General features: G+C 33.8%; 19 protein-coding genes. 5 read left to right on the forward strand and 14 right to left on the reverse strand.

Going from position 1 to position 20,788, the window contains the following annotated elements; genetic code table 11:
* Positions 1 to 13: 13 nt before the first annotated feature.
* The 3 genes from J2X17_RS04935 (at position 14) to J2X17_RS04945 (ending at position 1,337) form a co-directional block, all read left to right on the forward strand.
* Positions 14 to 652: an NAD(P)H-binding protein gene (locus tag J2X17_RS04935; protein WP_310295239.1), complete on the forward strand. Its 639-nt coding sequence runs from the start codon at positions 14 to 16 to the stop codon at positions 650 to 652.
* A 168-nt stretch (positions 653 to 820) separates the two neighbouring features.
* Complete coding sequence (locus J2X17_RS04940) at positions 821 to 1,024, forward strand: hypothetical protein (protein ID WP_310295241.1); 204 nt, start codon at positions 821 to 823, stop codon at positions 1,022 to 1,024.
* A gap of 103 nt (positions 1,025 to 1,127) precedes the next feature.
* Positions 1,128 to 1,337 carry a hypothetical protein gene (locus J2X17_RS04945; RefSeq protein ID WP_310295243.1) on the forward strand — a complete coding sequence of 70 codons (210 nt, stop codon included), beginning with the start codon at positions 1,128 to 1,130 and terminating at the stop codon, positions 1,335 to 1,337.
* Positions 1,338 to 1,396: 59 nt separating this feature from the next.
* Here the strand turns inward: J2X17_RS04945 and J2X17_RS04950 are convergent, their stop codons facing one another.
* The 5 genes from J2X17_RS04950 to J2X17_RS04970 all read right to left on the reverse strand — a co-directional run bounded on the left by J2X17_RS04950 (position 1,397) and on the right by J2X17_RS04970 (position 6,260).
* Positions 1,397 to 1,933 (reverse strand): DUF421 domain-containing protein, encoded by a 537-nt coding sequence (locus tag J2X17_RS04950; protein ID WP_310295245.1) that lies wholly within the window; start codon positions 1,931 to 1,933, stop codon positions 1,397 to 1,399.
* 65 nt (positions 1,934 to 1,998) lie between these two features.
* Positions 1,999 to 3,219, reverse strand: coding sequence for a DUF763 domain-containing protein (locus J2X17_RS04955; protein ID WP_310295247.1), 1,221 nt, complete (start codon positions 3,217 to 3,219; stop codon positions 1,999 to 2,001).
* Positions 3,220 to 3,305: 86 nt separating this feature from the next.
* Positions 3,306 to 3,884: a flavodoxin family protein gene (locus tag J2X17_RS04960; protein ID WP_310295249.1), complete on the reverse strand. Its 579-nt coding sequence runs from the start codon at positions 3,882 to 3,884 to the stop codon at positions 3,306 to 3,308.
* Positions 3,885 to 3,890: 6 nt separating this feature from the next.
* Positions 3,891 to 5,474, reverse strand: coding sequence for an FAD-dependent oxidoreductase (locus J2X17_RS04965; protein WP_310295250.1), 1,584 nt, complete (start codon positions 5,472 to 5,474; stop codon positions 3,891 to 3,893).
* Between the two features lie 108 nt (positions 5,475 to 5,582).
* The gene (locus tag J2X17_RS04970) at positions 5,583 to 6,260 is read right to left on the reverse strand and encodes an SRPBCC family protein (RefSeq protein ID WP_310295251.1); all 678 of its coding nucleotides are present in this window, start codon (positions 6,258 to 6,260) and stop codon (positions 5,583 to 5,585) included.
* Positions 6,261 to 6,515: 255 nt separating this feature from the next.
* Between J2X17_RS04970 and J2X17_RS04975 the strand changes: the two genes are divergently transcribed.
* The gene (locus J2X17_RS04975; protein WP_310295252.1) at positions 6,516 to 7,121 is read left to right on the forward strand and encodes a YciE/YciF ferroxidase family protein; all 606 of its coding nucleotides are present in this window, start codon (positions 6,516 to 6,518) and stop codon (positions 7,119 to 7,121) included.
* A 96-nt stretch (positions 7,122 to 7,217) separates the two neighbouring features.
* Here the strand turns inward: J2X17_RS04975 and J2X17_RS04980 are convergent, their stop codons facing one another.
* From J2X17_RS04980 to J2X17_RS04995, 4 genes are all read right to left on the reverse strand, one after another.
* On the reverse strand, positions 7,218 to 8,759 hold the full coding sequence (locus tag J2X17_RS04980; RefSeq protein ID WP_310295254.1) for a hypothetical protein: 1,542 nt from the start codon (positions 8,757 to 8,759) through the stop codon (positions 7,218 to 7,220).
* A gap of 437 nt (positions 8,760 to 9,196) precedes the next feature.
* Positions 9,197 to 9,931 carry a hypothetical protein gene (locus J2X17_RS04985; protein ID WP_310295255.1) on the reverse strand — a complete coding sequence of 245 codons (735 nt, stop codon included), beginning with the start codon at positions 9,929 to 9,931 and terminating at the stop codon, positions 9,197 to 9,199.
* A 422-nt stretch (positions 9,932 to 10,353) separates the two neighbouring features.
* Complete coding sequence (locus tag J2X17_RS04990; RefSeq protein ID WP_310295256.1) at positions 10,354 to 11,487, reverse strand: DUF4861 family protein; 1,134 nt, start codon at positions 11,485 to 11,487, stop codon at positions 10,354 to 10,356.
* 225 nt (positions 11,488 to 11,712) lie between these two features.
* Positions 11,713 to 12,198, reverse strand: a complete 486-nt coding sequence (locus J2X17_RS04995; RefSeq protein WP_310295258.1) for a hypothetical protein — start codon at positions 12,196 to 12,198, stop codon at positions 11,713 to 11,715.
* Positions 12,199 to 12,411: 213 nt separating this feature from the next.
* Between J2X17_RS04995 and J2X17_RS05000 the strand changes: the two genes are divergently transcribed.
* On the forward strand, positions 12,412 to 12,870 hold the full coding sequence (locus J2X17_RS05000; RefSeq protein ID WP_310295424.1) for an RNA methyltransferase: 459 nt from the start codon (positions 12,412 to 12,414) through the stop codon (positions 12,868 to 12,870).
* Positions 12,871 to 12,878: 8 nt separating this feature from the next.
* Here J2X17_RS05000 and J2X17_RS05005 read toward each other — a convergent pair whose 3' ends face one another.
* From J2X17_RS05005 to J2X17_RS05025, 5 genes are all read right to left on the reverse strand, one after another.
* Positions 12,879 to 13,238, reverse strand: a complete 360-nt coding sequence (locus J2X17_RS05005; RefSeq protein WP_310295259.1) for a hypothetical protein — start codon at positions 13,236 to 13,238, stop codon at positions 12,879 to 12,881.
* 275 nt (positions 13,239 to 13,513) lie between these two features.
* Complete coding sequence (locus tag J2X17_RS05010; protein ID WP_310295260.1) at positions 13,514 to 13,795, reverse strand: hypothetical protein; 282 nt, start codon at positions 13,793 to 13,795, stop codon at positions 13,514 to 13,516.
* A gap of 426 nt (positions 13,796 to 14,221) precedes the next feature.
* A complete protein-coding gene (locus tag J2X17_RS05015; protein ID WP_310295261.1) occupies positions 14,222 to 16,222 on the reverse strand; it encodes a protein-disulfide reductase DsbD family protein in 2,001 nt (666 codons plus the stop codon).
* Between the two features lie 368 nt (positions 16,223 to 16,590).
* Positions 16,591 to 19,401: a M16 family metallopeptidase gene (locus tag J2X17_RS05020; RefSeq protein WP_310295262.1), complete on the reverse strand. Its 2,811-nt coding sequence runs from the start codon at positions 19,399 to 19,401 to the stop codon at positions 16,591 to 16,593.
* Positions 19,402 to 19,632: 231 nt separating this feature from the next.
* A complete protein-coding gene (locus J2X17_RS05025; RefSeq protein ID WP_310295264.1) occupies positions 19,633 to 20,787 on the reverse strand; it encodes a thioredoxin-like domain-containing protein in 1,155 nt (384 codons plus the stop codon).
* Position 20,788: the final 1 nt, after the last annotated feature.

Below are 20,788 nucleotides of genomic sequence, written 5' to 3' on the forward strand. Positions count from 1 at the left end.
AATAATTAAAACTATGAAGGCATTGCTGATTGGAGCGACAGGCTCTACGGGGAAATTTTTATTAAAAGAACTGATACAGGATGATGATTATACATCGGTATCTATTTTTGTGAGAAGGCCTACAGGCAGATCGCATCCTAAATTGACGGAACATATAATTGACTTTTCAAATATTGAGCAATACAAGGAACTGATCACTGGAGATGTTTTGTTTTCCTGCTTGGGAACAACATTGAAAGACGCAGGTTCGCAGGAAAATCAATGGAAAATTGATTATGAAATTCCGCTAACATTTTCTTTCATTGCAAGAAAGAACAGGGTAAATTCAATGGTATTGGTTTCTTCTTCTGATGCCTCTCCGAAGAGCAGGATTTTTTATTCACGGATGAAAGGAGAACTTGAAACAGCAATTACAGAACTTGATTTTGGGCAATATATAATTTTTAGACCCGGACCGCTCCTGCGTGCCGATACGGACAGAAGCGGAGAAAAAACAATAGTTAAAATACTTGGCTTTTTTAACGGTATTGGATTATTAAATAAATACAAACCGCTACCAACAGAAGTTTTGGCTATGAAACTCGCTAAAGCACCTTGGAAACTGCCTCAGGGAACTTCAATTGTAAAACTGCAGGAAATTGCTAAGTTTTAGAATAGCTTTTAAAATTCAAATTTTGATTCAAAAAACAATTCTGTGCTATTTTTTAAAAGCGTAAATAGTATAATAAAGCAATATAATATTGTAAAAAAAAAACATACCATTGTCTTACTTTTATTCTTATAAAATCAGCCCTATTTATTAACTCTAAATGATCAAGCTATGTTTAAGAAAGGTCAAAATGTACAGCAGGAATTCGGTGGTCAGGTGATGAAAGTTATTGGCTTTGAGCCGGAATTAATTGAAAATGTCCTAACACAATGGGAAGACGAACAAGGGACTATTGTAACGGCAAAATTTATGGAATCGCAGCTTTTATTAGTTGATGAAAAGAGAAATAGTGACAAACTTTTCAAACAAAACTAAAATACTATCTCTTCAAACCATAAAAAGGATATTTATTTAGGTAGTCATTAGGCTTTTTCTGAAATATTCCTTAACTATGTGTTTAATTATCAAAACTTTAATTATGGATTTAGAAGAGGTTAAAATAATAAATTTGAGTATTTTAGTTCTGAGCTTTAAAATTAAGGCTTTACAAGACAGTCTAACTGATGACCAAAAAAAAATCTTTGAAGAATCTCTAGAAAATAGCAAAGTTATGATCCGCAGCAAATTATCAGATTCGCTTACCATAGCCGAATTTGATCGTTTATTTGAGGCTCTGGATTCTGTTTAATAAATCTTTAATAAAATCATTATTTATTATTTTAGTAGTGACTAATTATTATTCAAAAGTCATGCGTCTTTCACTGCCTTGTCTGCAAGTTCAATGTCATCTAATGAACTGCTGCCATTTCCGTTTGATTTTCTGACAACTGTTATTTGTCCATTTAGTTCCATCACAATAGCTTTCACTTCATCTATCTGATCGATTCCTGAATTTCGGATTGTTGAAAAAATTTCGCCTTTTGTTATAGCTTCTTTTGCCATAGCTTTCTCGATAAATTTTCCATCATAATATATAAGCGTTGGAACGGCATTTATAAGCCTTTCCATTTTTTTGGACGAACGGGCTGTCCAGGCAAAAATGTATTGTAAAATAATAATTAACAGTAACACTATAGTGCCTTCTACAATAGGAACCATGGCCAGCATCATATATGATAATGTAGATCCCAAAGCCACTGTTACAACAAAATCAAAGGCATTGAGTTTTGATAATGTGCGTTTTCCTGAAATCCTGACGAAGAAAAATAACGTGATAAATGCGATGATTGTTGAAAGGGCAACATGCTCAATGCTTTTCCAATCTTTAAAAAATACTTCTTGCATATTATTTATTTATTAAATTGAAAATGTACAGCAACAGCCAGTTCATAGACTTTTAATTCGAAAAGCTAAAATAACTCCAGCTGATTATTTGGATTTATAGGTTTGTTTTTAGGGGGTTTTGCAGCTCCAAAAATAGTTCTTCCCCCATATTTATGCGAGTCATCTCTTTCCCTCTGAAGCAATGCATCAAAATTGGAATTGGGAGTAAAACTTTCTTCCGCTTTTCTTGAGATTTCAGATAGTTTTTGAATCGCGTTTATTTTATCAGTATTGCCAATCTTAGCACGATTAATAGCTCTTTGAAAAGTATCAATTGTCTCATCATATATTTTTACCGGAACAGGAAACGGATGCCCGTCTTTTCCGCCGTGGGCAAATGAAAAACGTGCTGGATCTTCAAATCGGGTAGGAGTGCCGTAAATTATTTCACTTACTAATGCCAATGATTGCAGAGCTCTTGGCCCCATGCCTTTTAAAAGCAGCAGATCCTCAAAATCTTCCGGCTTATTCTCATGTGTCGTCCAGAGCATTGCACCGAGTCTTTTCATATTAACATCCTCCATTCTAACATCGTGATGAGCGGGCATAGAAAGGTATTGCATCTCTTTTATAATTTTTGTTGGCGATTCCCGGGATAATTCTAAAATGCCTTCTCTGGATTTTAAGGCTGCCTGAGCAGTAAGATTTAAGATAGTTCCTTGGTTTTCGCCATAAATAAAGGTGTGAGGTTCATTTATAAAAGATTTTAAATCTTGTGAATGCCAATGATATCTTCTTGCTGTTTGTGAGTTGGGATTCATTCCTTGTTGAATAACCGCCCATTGTCCTTTATTGTCGACAATAAAATTATGCTGATACAATTGAAAACCGTCCTGAATGGCTGTATTGTCAACTTTGGCAGTAAGCCTGCTGTAATTGGCGAGATTATTTCCGTCGAGACCTGTTTTTTCACCAACAAACAAAAGTTCCTTTGGAGTTAACATAGAATGTTTGCCTTTTCCTCCACAGATGTATATTCCTAATTCTTTGGAATGCGGGTTGACGGATTTTTTTAAAGCGCCAAGAACAGATGTTGTAATTCCGGAAGAATGCCAGTCCATTCCCATCACAGCACCGAAACTTTGAAACCAAAAGGGATTGCTAAGTTTGCTTATTACTTCAGAAGTAGAAAATTCCATTGCAATCGTTTCGACAATTGCAAAACCAAGCTTAGCCATTCGTTCGGAAAGCCATAACGGAACGTGTCCATAATGTAATGGTAAATCTGCTGTGCCGGAACGTTTCATCTGGTAGATTTGAATTGATACAAAAATAATTAAAAAATAGAGTTAAATAACTCGCTGATTGTCGCTATGCTTTAAATACTATTTTGCTATTTAGCAGCTTTCTTCAACGATTCCGCCAAAGATGTTGCATCTTTAGCGTAGTTCCGTTGATAATATTTTTGCAATTGTGTCTTTGTTTTTTTGGAGTTCTTGGCATGCCCTTCCCATATAACACCAAGTGAAGAATAAGGCGGCACAGTTACTCCGATGCTGCAAAAGAAATTAGCAATATTTCCGGTGATGTGTTCAACACCGTCCGAATCGCCGGTTATGATAATACCTCCAATTTTACCGTCAAGCGGAGAATCTTTTCCTTCCAGAATAATATCATATACTTCATCAAGGCGTTCGATGCATCTTTGAAGTTCGGACGAATGGTTGTTCCACCAAATTGGTGTCGCAAATAATAAAATTTTTGCTTCAAGAATTTTATTATAAATCTCCGTCCAATCGTCTTTAACATTCATATGTGTGTAGGTACCGGGAACAATGTTTTGACTCGCTAATCTTATAATTTCATACTCAATATTCTGTTGCTTCAGATAGGGAGCAATAAATTCAACCAGAGCTTCAGTATTGGAGCGTCCTTTATTTTTCAGGGTCGCTAAAAGTATAATAGCTTTCATATATTTCTATTTAATATGGATTTTTGGCAGATCGGTTTGAGATGGTCCATTAATTACAGTGCCTTTAGTATCAAATCGTGAGCCGTGACAAGGGCAGTCAAAAGATTTTTCATCAGCATTCCATTGTACAATGCATCCTAAATGTGGACATACTGCCGAAAAAGCTTTTAATGAATTATCATAATCACGATAGACCGCAATTTTTTTTACTCCTGAAGAAAGAACGCCTCCTTCTCCCGGAGGTAAATCGGCAGTGCTTTTTAAATCAGATTTTTTGATCCAGTCCAGATATTGTGAAGCCATGTTGCCAGCTTCTTTGATATAATCTCCCGTGGTTTTCAGAGTGATACGTGATGGACTGTACAAATCCTCCCATTTATTTTTGATACCCAAAATACTATCGCAGATAATCATTGCGCCAATAGTCGAGTGTGTCATGCCATTGCCGGAATCGCCAGTAATGATATAAATATTATCATCGCCGGGATTTTTGCCCATAAAACCCAGAGAATCTACAGGCTCCATTACTTGCCCTGACCATCTGTATGAAAGGTCATTGTCGAGCATCGGAAAGTAGTTTCTTGTCCAGGCTTCGAGTCTGTCATAGCGTTCCATTGCAGAAATATTTTCCTCATCTGCCTGACCAGTTTTATGATCTTCACCACCTGAGATCAACAGATCATAATGCTCATCAAATTCTTCTAGACGTACATAATGATACGGCTGAGAAACCCATTTGGAGTCCAGATCGCCAGTGTCCCACCAAAGAGAATAGGGTAGTTGTCCTTTCGGAATCTTACCTGCAATAACATAAGTTCTATACGCATGTTGTTTGGTATGGATGGCTAAGGTATCATTAACAGGTGTGTTGGTAGCCACTATTATATCATTTGCAGAAAAATTAAAACCGTTTACTTTTGCGCCTTTTTTGGTAATTTCTTCGGCATGGGCTTCTGTATAAATGTTTCCGCCAAGTGCAATAATAGCTTCTGCAAGCCCTTTTAAATAATGCATTATATGAAATTGTGCCTGATTATGAAATACCAGACATCTTTGATTTTCACCATCTGCGACTGCTGGAGTTGCCTGTAATATTGATGTTGCAAGCCCAGCTTTTTGAGTGGCCGTGAATTCTTTGTCGAGATTCTCCTCCTTGTCGGTTGAATGCAGAAATAAATAACCATTTACTCTTTTGAAAGAACAATCGATATTTAGCGTATTTATAATTTGTTCAATTTCATCTATCGCGGCGCTATGACTTTCTGCAGCTAATTTTGCAGCGTTTTCACCAAAAGTATTTTCAAGGAAGTAATAACGATCGTCAAGGGCACAGGTAAGATGTGCTGTAGTACGCCCACTTTCTCCGCTTCCAATAAAACCATCCTCAACAAGTACTACTTTTTTGCCAGCCTGTAATAATTTATAGGCAGTTGTTAAGCCTGCAATACCTCCTCCAATAATAAGTACTTCAGTATCAATATCCTGATCAGGCTTATTATAAGAGATTATTGGGCTGGAATCAATCCAAAACGATACATTATCACCAGAAGATATGTTGGAACTTTTAAAGGTTGGGTCCGGTTTATCCATGATTTTAAAACTAGTTAAACAGATTAGATTTTTTAATTGCCGCCTAAATCCAAATTAAAAATGTCCGTAGCATTAATTACTACCGACATTTTTAATTTCCTAAACATTTTATGATTCAGCAGATTCAAGATAATTTTTAAGGCTTGCAATATCATCTCGGACCATTTTTTCAAAGTAAGGATTTAAAAGTTTTGCCGCACTTTCGCCAGCAATTCCTAGTGGTGCATGATAAGAAATAGTGATCTCAAGTTCTGTTGCACTGCCTTTGTCTTTAAAGATTACTTTACCGGCATTTCTTATTGAAGATCCTTCTAAAGAATTCCAACTTAAAAGTCTATTGGTTCTGTCTTTAACAATTCTTGCTTTCCAGCTAATTGATCCAATTCCTGCCGGACCTTTTGCTGTCCACTCTGAAACTGTAGAATCAATGGTTTTGATGCTGTGAAGATGGCTCATGAATTTTGGCAAATTTTCAAGATTGTGCCAAAAAGCAAATACTTCACTAACAGGTCTGTTAATAACAGTATTTAATCTAATATTGATGTTTGATGCTTTATCATTTCTTAAATGATCTGCAACATCATAAACAGGGCAATAGCCTGAAATTCCTCTCAAAAGCATAGCACCGCCAGCGCCCGCTTTTTTAATGTTTTTGTTTTTATTGGACAAGGCATTATATAGGAGATAGGCACCACTGGTGACCATTAATATCCTTTCTAGATTCGATACATTTTTTTTCAATATCGATTTTGAAATGCCTGCTGTTGAAGATGATAATGTTTCCATAATATATTGTTTTTAAGTTTTAAAATCTAATTATTACGATAAAGTAATAATGATTAAAATTACGCAGCTTTCAATGTTTTTATTTTACAGCTTTTCTATCAATCATTACAGAATTAGTTGTTCGTAACAGTTTTAGATCTAACGCTAAGAAACTGTAAGTCAATGTTTAAATAGTGTAAATAACAGCCAAAAAGCTGTAAAATTATACAATGCAACGCGTTGTAATTTTGGCCCATAACCTTAAAAGAAAACATTATGAAAACTGCCGAAAAAAAGACAGCTGCTACAAAAAGCAAAACTGCTGCTAAAACAACAGCATCCAAAACTAGTTCAAACGGAACTGTAAAAGCGAAACCTTCTGCTGCTGAAGGATTAAGAGAATTGTTTGTAGATTCATTAAAAGACATTTACTGGGCGGAAAAAGCGTTAGTAAAAGCACTTCCCAAAATGGCTAAAAATGCAACTTCTCAAAATTTGATTACTGCGATAAATGACCATCTTGCAGTAACTCAGAAACAGGTTGCAAGACTTGAAGAAGTTTTTAAATCTGTGGGTGAAAAAGCAGTTGCCAAAAAATGCGACGCTATGGAAGGACTTATCAAGGAAGGTGAAAGCATCTTAGAAGAAACAGAATCTGGACCAGTAAGAGATGCCGGTATTATTGCTGCATCGCAAAAGATTGAGCACTATGAAATTGCAACTTACGGAACACTGGCCGCTTTTGCAACAACTTTAGGAGAGGATGACGCAGTATTGCTGCTTGAAAAAACGTTGGCAGAAGAAAAAGAAGCTGATGTTACACTAACTGAAGCTGCCTATAACACTATAAATTTCGACGCAAAAGAGGAAGAAGAAGATTAATTTTAAAATTGCCGGTTTCAAGATTAAAATGGATTAAAAAAAGCTGCACCATTTATTTAATGGTACAGCTTTTTTTGCCAAAGCATTTAACAATTTTTAGTTATCAGAGAAAGAACCAATTTGTTGTAAATGTCTTTCTGTTTGATATTTATTAAAATTATTCCATTTTGGTGGAAAACTTGTTTTTTGCCCGTACATAGAATCCAGACAAACATTGTTGTCTTTGTATTTGTCATGTAAAACTGCAAGAATTTTAAAGAAAAATTCATCCAGTAATGTTATTTCTTCAAACTCGGCTTTCAATATATTATAAGTTGGATCTGCTGGATGTAACAATTGCAGTAATGCCAAAACTTCGTTTTTTTCCTCCGCATCAATTTCAGTTAAATAACCCATTTTTAGGGTTTTAAAAACCAAATTATTCCACACTTTACTATCATGTCCCCATTGTACATCGGGAAGATTTAAAGAATGCTCACAAATTAGAATTATCGAAAAAAGAACATCGTTTAAATATTCTGCCGGAAATTCATCAAAACTTCTGAATTCAAAACCGCTTTGGTACATTTTTTCCTGATTAAAATCAAGACCCAATTCTGCAAGCATTTCGTATTCCATGTCAGCCTCAATCTGATCGCGCCACCAAATATTTTCTTCCTTTTCAAATTTCAGCAATTTTCTAAAATCATCAACGTTATAAGTTAGGATTTTCCCTTTTGGCATTGCCTTGTTGTAAGTTCCTACGCCAATGTAACGAGACATCGCATTTCGCATTGAACCTAAAGTGAAATTTTTATCTAAACTATATTTATCGCTAATCACGCCCATAATGTCCGGACTTCCCAGAGTTGCTATAAAAAAAGGTTCAAACCATTGCAGCAAGTAGATCGCGTTGGCATGTGTTTTTTCAAAATCATTATAATCTACAATTCGGCTGTCCTCAGTTAACGATGGTAAAGTAATATGAAAATGGTACGTTCCATTATTAAACAAAACAAGATTTTCCTGATTGGTCATAAACATATTAAGGCCATTGTTGTAATCCGGAAAATTCAATTTGCCTTTTAAAACAGACGATTCGTTGATTTTATCCAAAAATAATTTTTTGGTAGCTTTCAATTCTTTGCAAGAATCAGCTATAGTTCGGTTTTCAAAATATTTGGTTACAAATTCGATAGAATCTCCATCAAAATGCACAGATCCCATTGTTTTATTTCTTTGGGTAATCATACTTTGAATGTTGTAAGGCTGATCTTCAAGGAAAAGCTCCATAATTGACTTTCCAAGATATTCAGGATTTTCAATTGGTTCTGCGTTCACAGTTGTTTCTGCAGTTTCAACAGCTGGTTTTACTGCGGATAATGTTTTATGCTGGTAATTGATATCCAGTTTTTCCAGCGAATGACTGTTCATCATTCGGCTTACTTTATAAGTATCATTTACATTAAATGCTTTCCTCAAAATAGGAGCCAGGCTTTCTGGTTTGTAGCATTTTCTGTAGTCAAGACTATATTTTTCAAAACCAATTTTTTCTTGTATAAATTCACCAGAAACTATTAGGGATTCTTCAAATTGCATGTAGGTTTCGTTTTCTAATCCTATTCCCCAATAATATTTTTTTGTCTGATTGTCTTTCATTTATACTGATTTTCTTTTTTTATGATTGATTAAATTTTTTTAGAACATTTTTTTTAATTCTGAAATAAGGGATAAATCGTTTATGATTTGAGCCAAAAAAACTTTAACGGATCTGTATAATTGTTTGTATCCATTAAAAAAGTTTATTTATTTTAGAATTTAGAAATGAGAATTTTAGTCTCAGAAATTTACACTTGTATCGACTGAAAGAATGATAAAAAGAATGATTTTATAAAGGGGCTTATAAAACTATAATTGTCATTAATTACTTTTATATCAATAATTTAAGCAAATGAATAGCCTAACAGTATTATTCTGCTATCCCTGTTTTTTACAGGTTGCAAAATTAGTTTTTTATTATGTGATTTCCAAGTAGTTAATGCGTTGAAAATCAATATTTTTTTTAGGTGTTTGAGCAATAGGTGAGTTGGCTTTATTTATTCATGATAATAAAACACATGAGACGAGTATAATTCGTCATTCCACCAGTCTTTTCTGATTTCCGCGAAGTAATTATAATTTAATTTTCCCGCTTGTGATTGCAATGGATATATAACAACGCCGTTTTCACGATATGCTTTATGAAAATCAGTTTCAGGAACCACAGGAACGATATGTCCCGATAATCCTTTTTCTCTTCTTTTGGCACAAATTATTCCGATTCCGCCATTGGCATTCACTTTATTTTGAATTTCATCCACGGTAAACATTCTTTCCCAGCCAAAATTAATTCCCCATTCTAAAAACCAGTCATGGATGGCACTTGAGTAAATACGATCAACCGTTTGCTCAAAAACGGCTTCTACATCTTGTCCTTGTATTAATTTTTCCAGCGATTCTTCTGTCCACCAAACCGTTGGAAGATATACTCTGGAGAAATGACAATAATCATAAGAATACACATTGCAATAGGTATCTTCAATTGTTCTTTGATAACGGATATTAGCAGCAACATCCAGTTTAGCAATGATTTGTGCGATACTTTCTTTTTTAGTAACGACATTTGTCAAGTCTCTATACGGAATAGTCACATCGCTGATAGGTCTCTCTTTCATTTCTATAGAATCTAAACGAGATTCCGGATCCGGTAATAAATCAGCTTTTTTTATTTGAATGTTTTGCATTGGATTATCATTCAAAGGTACTGCTGCTGATATAGTATTTTTTTCCATCTTGACTGCTTAAATTAAATGGCTAACGCTATAAGAATTGGAAAATCCGTAAGACGTAATGCTCTCCACTAAAAAAGTAAATATAGGTATTTTAAGTTTTTTGAAGTTAAGTTTTATCTAATAATTTGCTTGATACTATTAGAATTTCTGTACTAAGATAACGTTTTGTATACGTTAGAGTTTTGATTGTAAGTTAATTAATATCCACGAATGCATGTACATAAACAATGTTGTTTAAAAGAAATTTTATTGACACGAATGTATTTATTTATGACGATGAACAAGTTATTTACGGAGTAATTTGACATAAATATCAAAAGTAGAACTCTTTGTTTGTTGTGAAATTTAAAAGCCGTCTCAAATATGTTTTGGGACGGCTTTATTTTAAATTAGTATTTTCCTGTAGATACAATATCAAGACATTATTTTACAGTTACAATTAAAGGTTCGTTTGTCTGCTGATAAAAATTATTCAGATAGTCCTGCCATTGTTTTGCATTCGTGATTACACCTGCTTTATCCCAGGCTGCTCCGGTGTAATAAATAACGGGAACATTGTTTTTAACTTCAGTTTTAGCTAAAATTTGCTTTTTGGTTACCATCATATTGCTAACCGGACTGGTTAATATGGCTCCCACACCAGTCGTACCATCTTGACCGTGAACAGGTTCCCAATACCCCATAACACCTTGCTGTTCATTTAATGAAATAGTTCCGGTTTCAGGTCTTTTTATTATTCCGACCACTACTGGTAATGGTTTTTCGCCATCAAAAGAATAAACATTCTCAATTTTGTTAAGTTGAGAACCAGCATCAAGCGAAATAGTTTTTGTTACTTTAACATTTGTTCCGCCGGCATTCCAGGTGTCGTGAGTTAGTTGAAATGTGCTGCGTAAAGGCCCGTTGTCCAGGACTTTCCATTGACGGTAATTGGCGGAGTAATAAATTGAATCCTTTACGTAAGGCGCCATATTTCCCGCACCTAATGAAAAACCTACGTGGTAATAATCCATCCCGTCGCCATGATCAATATGGTATTCATTTCGTTTGTATCTTTCATTAAGGATAAGCCTGTCCGTTCTTTTAACCCACACATCAAATCCAAATGCATCTTCTTTTGTGTTTTCTAAAGCTTTTCCGTAAGCACGAAATGCAATTTTGTCATTTTCCCACGCAAAATCATCTTTTCGTTCCGGTACATAACGCGCATAGGTTTTTGCAGCAAAAGCTTCAGGTTTTCCTTTTTGTATTAGAATATTGAATGAGGATTTGGCTTTCACATCAACTTGTACGAGCAAATTTTGAATTGCCTGAAGTCCGCGATGTTCTAGCTGAAAAGGGATTTGCTTTTTAGTGGCTGGGTTAATAACCACAAAATTGGCAGTATCTATTTGAGGATAATTTGATACAATAGTTTTCCAGGGTATAGAAACTATGGCTGCTTTTCTGTCTAAATTGGAGTTATTTTGAATGGAAACAGTTATTTTGGATTGAGCCAAAAGGGCTATAGGTAAAAGAATAAAAGTCAGGCCTAATAAGATTTTTTTAAATTTCATTTTAATTATTTTAAGTCGTTAATTGCACAATAATCCATATTTCCGTAATCTAAATTTTAGCCCGCTATACTTCACATAAAGTAAAATTGAAGTTACCGCTCCAGATGTTTTTCGCTTTCTCAGGCTTAATATTTAAAATATGCAATTAACAAATTTAACTTTTATAGCGATGTTTTTTAATTGATTTTCTTAAAAAGTTTTAATAGCACGATTCGTCGCTCTACATTATTCTTTTTTATTCTCGAGTTGTATGGTGAATTTGCCCCAATACGGATTGTCAGCCATAAGCGAATGTCCAACTATTAAAATATGATTTCCTTTTTGTTTAAGCGGAATATTAATCTCCATTCCAAAAGGTCCGTCTGAGCTTTGATCGGGAAAAATAATTTGGTTAAAACGGATGTTTCCTTTGCCTGTAGCCGGAATAATCTGTGCTTTCAATTTGCCTGAATATTCATTTTTAACTTTGATATATACTTTTGAATGTAAAGAATCGAGGGAACCTTCAGCGATAAAAAGACCTTTTTCATCCATATAATTCATCAGAATAGTGTCTCCAATTTGTTTGTTTTCTTCTTTTTTTTGTTGGCTCTCGCCAATGTTTTTGTTCGTGGCAACTGAATCTGATACTTCAACAGAAGGTTTCTTGTTTTCTTTTTGTTGACACGACAAGAAGAAAATTGATATTAAAAGCATTATATAATTTTTCATAATAGTATATTTAAGATATTAAAAATAATGATTTATGATTTTATAAAATATGAATCATAAGTATTTAACTTCTAATTTGGATTAAATTAGGTTTTGGTAAAATATTAATTTAAAAAACTAACTGTAGTAAAAACGAATCTAGAACCGCTACTATTCATGATTTCATCTCAATAAAAATTGATTTATGTACTTACAGTTTGTATTTTTGCCGTTATGAATGACAATTTTATAAATGAATATTTTGGGATAGGGATACAAAACGGTAAAACACCTGAAAATTTGGGTGTTTTATGGCGATCCGCTCAAAATTTAGGTGCTACTTTTATATTCACAATTGGTAATCGATATGCCAAGCAAGCAAGTGACACACATGATGCGGTAAAAGCAATTCCTTATTTTCACTATGATACTTTTGAAGCTTTTTTTGAAAACTTACCAAAAGGAGCCCGATTGGTTGGTGTTGAATTGGATGACAAAGCTTTAGATTTAGAAACCTTTGAACATCCAAGACGTTGTGTTTATTTATTAGGGGCAGAAGATCATGGTTTATCCAGGAAAGTAATGGAAAAGTGCCATTATTTAGTAAAATTTAAATCAGTTAAAAGCTTAAATGTAGCCGTGGCGGGAACAATAATTATGTACGACAGAAACTTGCCTAAGCCACGTTCTTAAAATAATATCTAGTTAAGTTTCTCTGTGCTTTCCATTCGCAAACAATGTTCAGTTCCCAGGTAAAGTGGGTTACCGTGTTTCTCAGACCAAAAGCCATCCAGCACATCTTTGGTAATGCAGCGGTAAACTGCAACTCCTTTGAAGGTTGTATTGTTTTCACCCTTGTAGTTAAAATTTATTACCAGAATATTGTCTTTAAAAAAGCCGTGACCATTTTGTTCCTGTGTATTGTTGATGATCCAGTGAGCGATAACCCGGTTGTTTTTATCTAAAGACAAACTCAAAATACCTTTGTAAGTTATTTCATGACTCTCATCCTGATTGCTTCCGGAAATAGAATAGGTACCAATTAAATCTTGTATAGTCATTTATTTTATCATGCAGAAATTTACAGCTGTTACTTAAAAAACACAGTAATTCAGTGCTTGGAAGCAAATTTATAAAAAAAAGCATTTGATCTAAAATGGCGTTGTTATTACTTTAAATATTTAGGTCTTTTAAAATATTCCAATCATTAATTTTAAATGCTGGTTTGAATGCTTTAACGCAAAGAAATATTTAACATATTGAAATTATAAAACATTAAAAATCAAAAATTTAGAATAATAATAAAGTACAAAATGAGAAATTTTATTCTTCTTGTTTAGTCAATCATTTCAAATGTCCCTGGTTTTTCTTCATTCTTGTCATGTTCTGCATGACTGTCTTCATACGAATCATCTTCTTCCCAATCATTTTCGTCGTATTCAGACTCAAAATCAGCATCCAGTTCTTCAAGCTCAAGGTCGAAGTGGACGGGTGCTTTTGGTGTTTTTGTAAAACTGCTATCCATTAAATCTTCATAATTTAGCAACAGTTGTTCTTCATAAGAAATCATATCGCCTGTAAATTCCTGTGATGTCGAAAAGTAATTTTGAAATGTCATATCATTTTAATTTAAGTTAGAAAAAATCAATACTCCAATTTTTCAAAATGGAATTAATTAAAATTACTTATTAATACAACTGTAGGTTTTACATAATTCCTTCTAGTGTTTGTTGAATTTTCATTTTTTCATTTATTAATTGACCTAACATAATTCTTCTAATTAATACCTGTTCTTTTGATGTTAACATGATATGGTTCAAATCGTATTTTTACATACCTTATAATAATCTGTAATAAAGCAAAAAATAGGGTGGACCTCACAGAAATAAGGAGACCTGATTAAAAATATAAAACACCTATTTCAGATTGAATAGGTGTTTTTAAACGACGTTCTTGAGCAAATGACGCCATATAAATTAAAAGAAGATGGAAGTAAATTAGATTTTTCATAATTATATAATTTTTCAAATGATACCAAAATTTTCTATTTTTTAAAATTTTTGATGCCTGAATTCAACCAATTGAAATAATTATCAATATCAGGATTGTAAGCTGATGGTTCAATCAAATTAACGCTCTTATGATCAACGATTGCATAGAAAGGCTGAGCGTTGGCTTTATAGGTTTTAATCTGTAAATCACTCCATTTATTTCCAATTGTTTTTATATTTTTTCCTGTTTTTTCAGAAACATATTGTTCGTTTTCCGGTAATTCTTTTTTATCGTCAACATACAGAGAAATCAGCACAACATCCTTTTTTAAAACGCCTAAAACTTTTGGATCTGACCAGACAAGTTCTTCCATTTTTCTGCAGTTCACGCAGGCATAACCAGTAAAATCTAATAATACAGGCTTTCCTGCTTTTTTTGCAAACTCCATTCCCTTATCGTAATCATGAAAAGTAATGATGTCATGCGGACCAAATTCTGCGCCATCCGGCAAAGAAGATTTTGCTTCGTCTGAGCTCTCAGCAGATCCTATTCCATCAGGCGATTCACTGTATTCCATTGGAGGTGGAAATCCGCTGATTAATTTTAGAGGTGCACCCCAAAGTCCAGGAATCAGATAAATCGTAAAGCTTAAAACAATTAATCCAAATCCTAATCTTCCAACTGAAATATGATTTAACGGAAAATCATGCTGCAACGTAATTTTTCCAAATAAATAAAATGCCAAAGTTCCAAAAACAGCAATCCAGATTGTTAAAAACACTTCTCTTTCTAACCAATGCAATTGTAAAACCAAATCGGCATTAGATAAAAACTTGAACGCCAAAGCCAATTCTAAAAATCCAAGTACCACTTTTACCGTGTTTAACCATCCGCCGGATTTTGGCAATGCATTTAACCATCCCGGAAAGGCGGCAAACAATGAAAACGGTAAGGCAATAGCAGTTGAAAAACCTAACATTCCCACAATTGGAGCAATACCTCCTTTTGAAGCAGCTTCTACCAATAAAGTGCCCACAATTGGCCCTGTGCATGAAAAAGAAACTATGGCTAAAGCCAGAGCCATAAAGAAAATCCCTATCAGACCGCCGCGATCGGCGTGCGAATCTACTTTGTTTGCCAATGCATTTGGAAGCATGATTTCGAATGCGCCTAAAAAAGAAATAGCAAAAACAACCAGTAAAATAAAGAAAATAAGGTTGAACCAAACATTCGTCGAAAGAGCGTTTAAAGAATCGGCACCAAAAATGGCCGTTACAATTGAACCTAATAAGACATAGATAATAATTATCGAAAAGCCGTAAATCAAAGCATTTCTGATTCCCGCTGCTTTAGTTTTACTTTGTTTGGTAAAATAACTTACCGTCATTGGGATCATCGGGAAAACACAAGGAGTTAGCAAAGCGGCAAAACCAGATAAGAATGCAATGATAAAAATGCTTATCAAGCCTCTTGATTCATTTTTTTTAATAGGATGTACAACTGCTTTTCTCACTTTTACCTCGTGCTTTACGACATGGTTTTCCTCTGAAATTACATTGTTATTTGCTGTAGCATCTCCCTGGGCTTCAGCTGCTTTTTTAGCATTCGGAATTTTAAAAGATAATTCTTCCGAAGACGGAGGCAGACAATTACTGTCGTTACAAACCATAAATTCAACTTCGGCTTCTATGCTTGCACTTTGATGTGAGTTGAATTTTATTTTTTGCGTAAAAACCGCTTTATCTTCAAAATATTTAATTTTCATATTGAAGATTTTATCTGCTATTTCATGTCCTTTTCCTTCAGTAGTTTTACCTACTAAATCAAAGTTCTTTTTTGGATTTTTAAAAGAAAAGGCTGTCGCGGATGGGCCTCCTTCTTCAATATATTGTCCATACAAATGCCAGCCCGACTGAATAACAGCTTCTATCTTTAAAACATATTCTTTATCCGAAATTTTTTCTACAGAGGTGGTCCATTTTACTGGATTATACATTTGTCCAAACATACTGCAGCTTAAAAGAAACAGTAAGGCTGTTATGGTATTTTTCATAGGTTTAAGGTTTGATATTTTGTTTTGCTTTAAAAAAAAGAGCTGTCGGCAAACCAGCTCTTTTAGTCTCTCACAGAAATTTGCTTACTAATTCAGTTTCTAATAAAAAAATGAAAGACAATTATTAAAAGTATTTTTGCTTCATGTTACGATAACTTTGTCAAAGTTTAATTCCTATTATAATTTATTTTAAAGGATTGCCGTCCTGGTCCAGTGAACCCGATTTAATGACAACGATTTAATCGTACTAAGCGCTGGAAATTTTTTTAACGGCTGTAGACTATTTTGCAGGCTCCAATATTGGGGTTTGGGCAATAATAACTACAAAAAGTGCCGTCACAAAAAATATTTTTTTCATGTGGATGTTTTTACTGCTTTGGTTTGAATATAACTTGATAAGATTCTCCTCCGTCAAGTAATTGTTTTCCAATATTTTGTATGTCCTTTTTAGACATTTTATTAACGATGTCTTCAAAGTTTTTAGGATCATTTATGTTTTCATTGTATCTAAAATAGGAGGTAAGCAAGTTCATTTCATAACCATTTTTATCTTTAGCCTGCTCGCGTTCTTTTATAAAGTTTGTTTTAGTTTTATTTAAATCATCGTCATTGATGATGCCATTCGCTATTTTTTGTAACTCATCGTTTACGATACGAACTAAATTTTCTGTTAAATCTGGATTACAATCAAAACTGAATCCTGCATAAATTTGTTTTTTGGGCTCTCTGCTGAGAAAAGCTCCTGCTCTCGGACTATAAGCACCGCCCTCTGCTTCTCTAACGGTTTCTAAAACTCTGAGTTGCAAAATATCTCCTAAGGCATCTGTATAAATACTGTTTTTGATGGAATACGGCATTTCTTTTTTATAAGCGATATTGACAGAAACTTTTGGCTCTTGCATAGGTATATAAATATCTTTATGTAAGGTTTTAGACAGCCATTCAGCTTCATTATTTTTATAAACTTCTTTAATTTTTTTAGTTGGAAGACTGGCGATGTATTGCTCTAAGAGTGGCTTTAACTGAGTTTCGTTGACATCTCCTACTATGAAAAAATCAAAATCTGACGCATCTGCAAAGCGCTCGTTATAAATCTTTTTTATTTTTTCAAATGAAATGGCACGGGCGTAATCTTGATTAAAAAGCTGTTTCTTGGGATTGTTTTTGCCATATAGTGCAACGGTTAAACTATCTCTCATTTTCTCGCCAATATCTTTGCTTCTTCGGATGATGTAATTATCAATATTACTTTCTAATACGCTAAAGGATTGTCCGTCAAAGCGTGGTTTTACAAAATAAACGTGAGCCAATTGTAACATGGTTTCTACATCTTTTGTATTTGAATAGCCTGATAATGACTCGGTAATATCTCCTAAACCAATTGAAACCCCAGCAGTTTTTCCAGCCATTATTTTTTGTAAATCGCTGGCACTATAATTGCCTAATCCAGACATTGAGATTAAATCGCCCAATAAATTTGCAGAGGGTAAGTCGGCATTACTTAAAAGTGATTTTCCTCCATAACTGATAGCGTTTAAAGAGACATTATCTTTTTCTTTATCAACAAACTTATAATGTACTTTTACGCCGTTACTTAGCTGATATACAGTTGCGCCAGTTTCTTTATTTAGTATTGTCTTTTTTATAGTTCCGGCTTTAATGTTTACACCATCTGTTATAGTTGCTCCTTCCAGAGTTTCATTATAAGGCACTATGGAAGTATCGTTTTGTACAGAAGATATTATTTCTTTGGCCTGCACTTCTGTTAGATTGTCTTGTCCTTCAACACCTGTCACATTTAAATATCTATTTTCCTGACCATAAAATCGCTTTATAGTGTTATGAAGTTCTTCTGCTGTGATTTGTTGTAAAAGCTGTTTTGCTATTTCATATTCCTTCTCGGTGTCTTTCATTGTTCTATTTGAAAGAAAATTATTTTGAATAACTGCCTCGATCTGTCCATGATCCTGATCATTTTTTTTAGCAATCTTATTTTCATACGAACTTTTTATGCTAGCAATTGACCGATCAACTTCTGTTTGTATAAAACCAAATTTCACAGCTCTTTGTATTTCCGTTAAAACCTCTTTTAATGCTTGCTGCTGCTGATTTAGTTTTGGATAGATGGTTATTGTAAAAGCATTAGAGGTTCTGGAAAAACCTCCGTACCAAAGTTGAGCATTTAAAAAACTGGCATCTGGTTTTTGTGATTTCTCTGAAATTCTTCCAGATAACATTATAGATACTATAGACTCCAATAAGTCTCTTTTTAAATCCGAAACAGTTTCCGGTTCTAATGATTTTTTATCTCTGACACTAAAATTTATAGATGCCGTTGAAACTTCTGGATCGGTACCATAAATAAATGCCATTTCTTTATTTGCAGGAATGTCTATTATAAAACGTTCCTTTGTTTTTTTTATCGCAGGAATTTTAGAGAATTTTTCGATTATTTTTTGTTCTATCTCATCTAAATTCACATCACCAATAACAGCAATTGCTTGTAAATCTGTCCTGTACCAATCGTGGTAAAAATCACGAAGTGTTTTGTAATCAAAATGCTCTACAACAGACATCAATCCGATAGGCAATCTTTCAGCATACTTTGAACCGTTAAACAGGACTGGCATCGACTTTACAAACAATCGGCTATAACCATTTTGGCTTGTACGCCATTCTTCTTTTATAACACCTCTTTCGGCATCAATTTCCTCATTTGTTAAAAGCAGGCTATTCGACCAATCTTTTAACACCGTGAGACAAGTATCGAGAAGACCATCTTTCAGAGGTATGTTATTTAGGTTATAAACCGTCTCGTCAAAAGAAGTATAGGCATTGATGTCTTTTCCAAATACAGCCCCGTGTTTTTGCAGGGTATTTAAAATTTCTTTTCCAGGAAAATTTTCTGTACCGTTGAAAGCCATATGTTCTAAAAAGTGAGCCAGACCTCGCTGGTCTTCATTTTCCAGAATGGAGCCTACATTTTGAATGATATAATAACTTGCGGCCCCCTTAACAACATCGGTACTTTTAATGTAGTACGTCATGCCATTTGGCAGCACTCCTTTTTTAATAGTTTTATCGACAGGTAATGCATCATTATAATTAATATTTTGAGATAAAATCTCAGAATTTATGGAAATAAAAAAAATAAGTGATAAGATAAAAATACGTTTCATGTTGTATTATTTTTTTAGAAGAAGAAGTATTAAATATCTGCCAGATTTAGATAGGTCAATACAAGGTTTGTATAGACGATCTTCTATATAGCTTTGTTCAGGTCAGATTACAGGGATAATTTGAGTAAGCCATAATCTTTAAAGAAAAATCATGGCTGTTACTACACCAATTAAAATAAATAATATGCTGGCCTGATGTGTCTTAAGGCTGAATATTTAATTATCTTATTATTATTTTTGAATGTTTAAGTGCTTAATAATAAGCTCTTCCAGACCTTCTCCGCGAAGAGACTCTCCTAAAATTTCTCCCTGAGAATTTACCAAAATATTATATGGTATGCCCGTTATTTCATAATCGATCGCGCTTTGTGATTTCCATGCTTTAAAATCAGCCGTATTAACCCATAATGTTTTTTCCATTTCCAAGGCTTTTAACCATTTGTTTTTATTGTCGTCCAAAGACACAGCATAAATTTCAAATCCCTGATTTTTATATTTCTCATAGGCAATGCGCAGGTAAGGAAATTCAGCTCGGCATGGGTGGCACCAAGAAGCCCAAAAATCAAGCAGCACTAGTTTATTATTTTTTAATACTTCAGAAAATTTATGAATGTTTCCGTCAACATCCACTGTAGTCACATCTGTATATTGTTTTCCTACTCTAGACTTTCTCAAGGTACCTTCCGCTTTTTTTTGCTCCTCTTTAACATAATATTCAAGAGCATATTTAATGTTCATTGTGTTAGGGTGATCCGGATAATTAGTAATTATATATTCAGCCTGCTTTTTGAATTTTTCAAAATCTTTTTTTGGATCTATACCGTACACCAGAAAAATTTGATGCAGTGGATGTGATTCTTCAAACCAATTTGGATCAATATTAGAAATATAACCTCCAACTTCCTCCTGCAGTTTTTGCAATGCTATTTTTTCTTCATTCGTGTTCTCTTTAGCTTCCATTTTCATTACTTTTTCCCTTAATTCTAAATATTTTGGATCCGATTGAGAGGCATATACTTTTTGTGCAAACTTACCACCAGTGACTTTATAAACAGGGTAGTAGGTGAATAGTCCAGAATAGTTTAATGTTGTTTTTTCAACAAAAAATTTTCCGTATGTTGTATCCCGTTTTGTAGTTACCATGACATAATACTCATTTTCATATTTGACATACCCGGTAAGCGTAAATTTTCCATCTGAAATTTTGGCTCTTGAAAATGGCACTAATTTATTCATGACTTGATTGCAGAGAAAAACCGAATCTGATTCTTTTAGGTTTGGAAAATCCCCATTTATTTTAAAATTGGCTTTTTGTGCTGTTATTTTGACTGTTATTAATGATGTTACTAGTATTAAGATCATTAATGAGCATTTTACTCTTTTCATA

The sequence above is a fragment of the Flavobacterium aquidurense genome, from assembly GCF_031458035.1.
In the GTDB taxonomy this organism is placed as follows: domain Bacteria; phylum Bacteroidota; class Bacteroidia; order Flavobacteriales; family Flavobacteriaceae; genus Flavobacterium; species Flavobacterium aquidurense_C.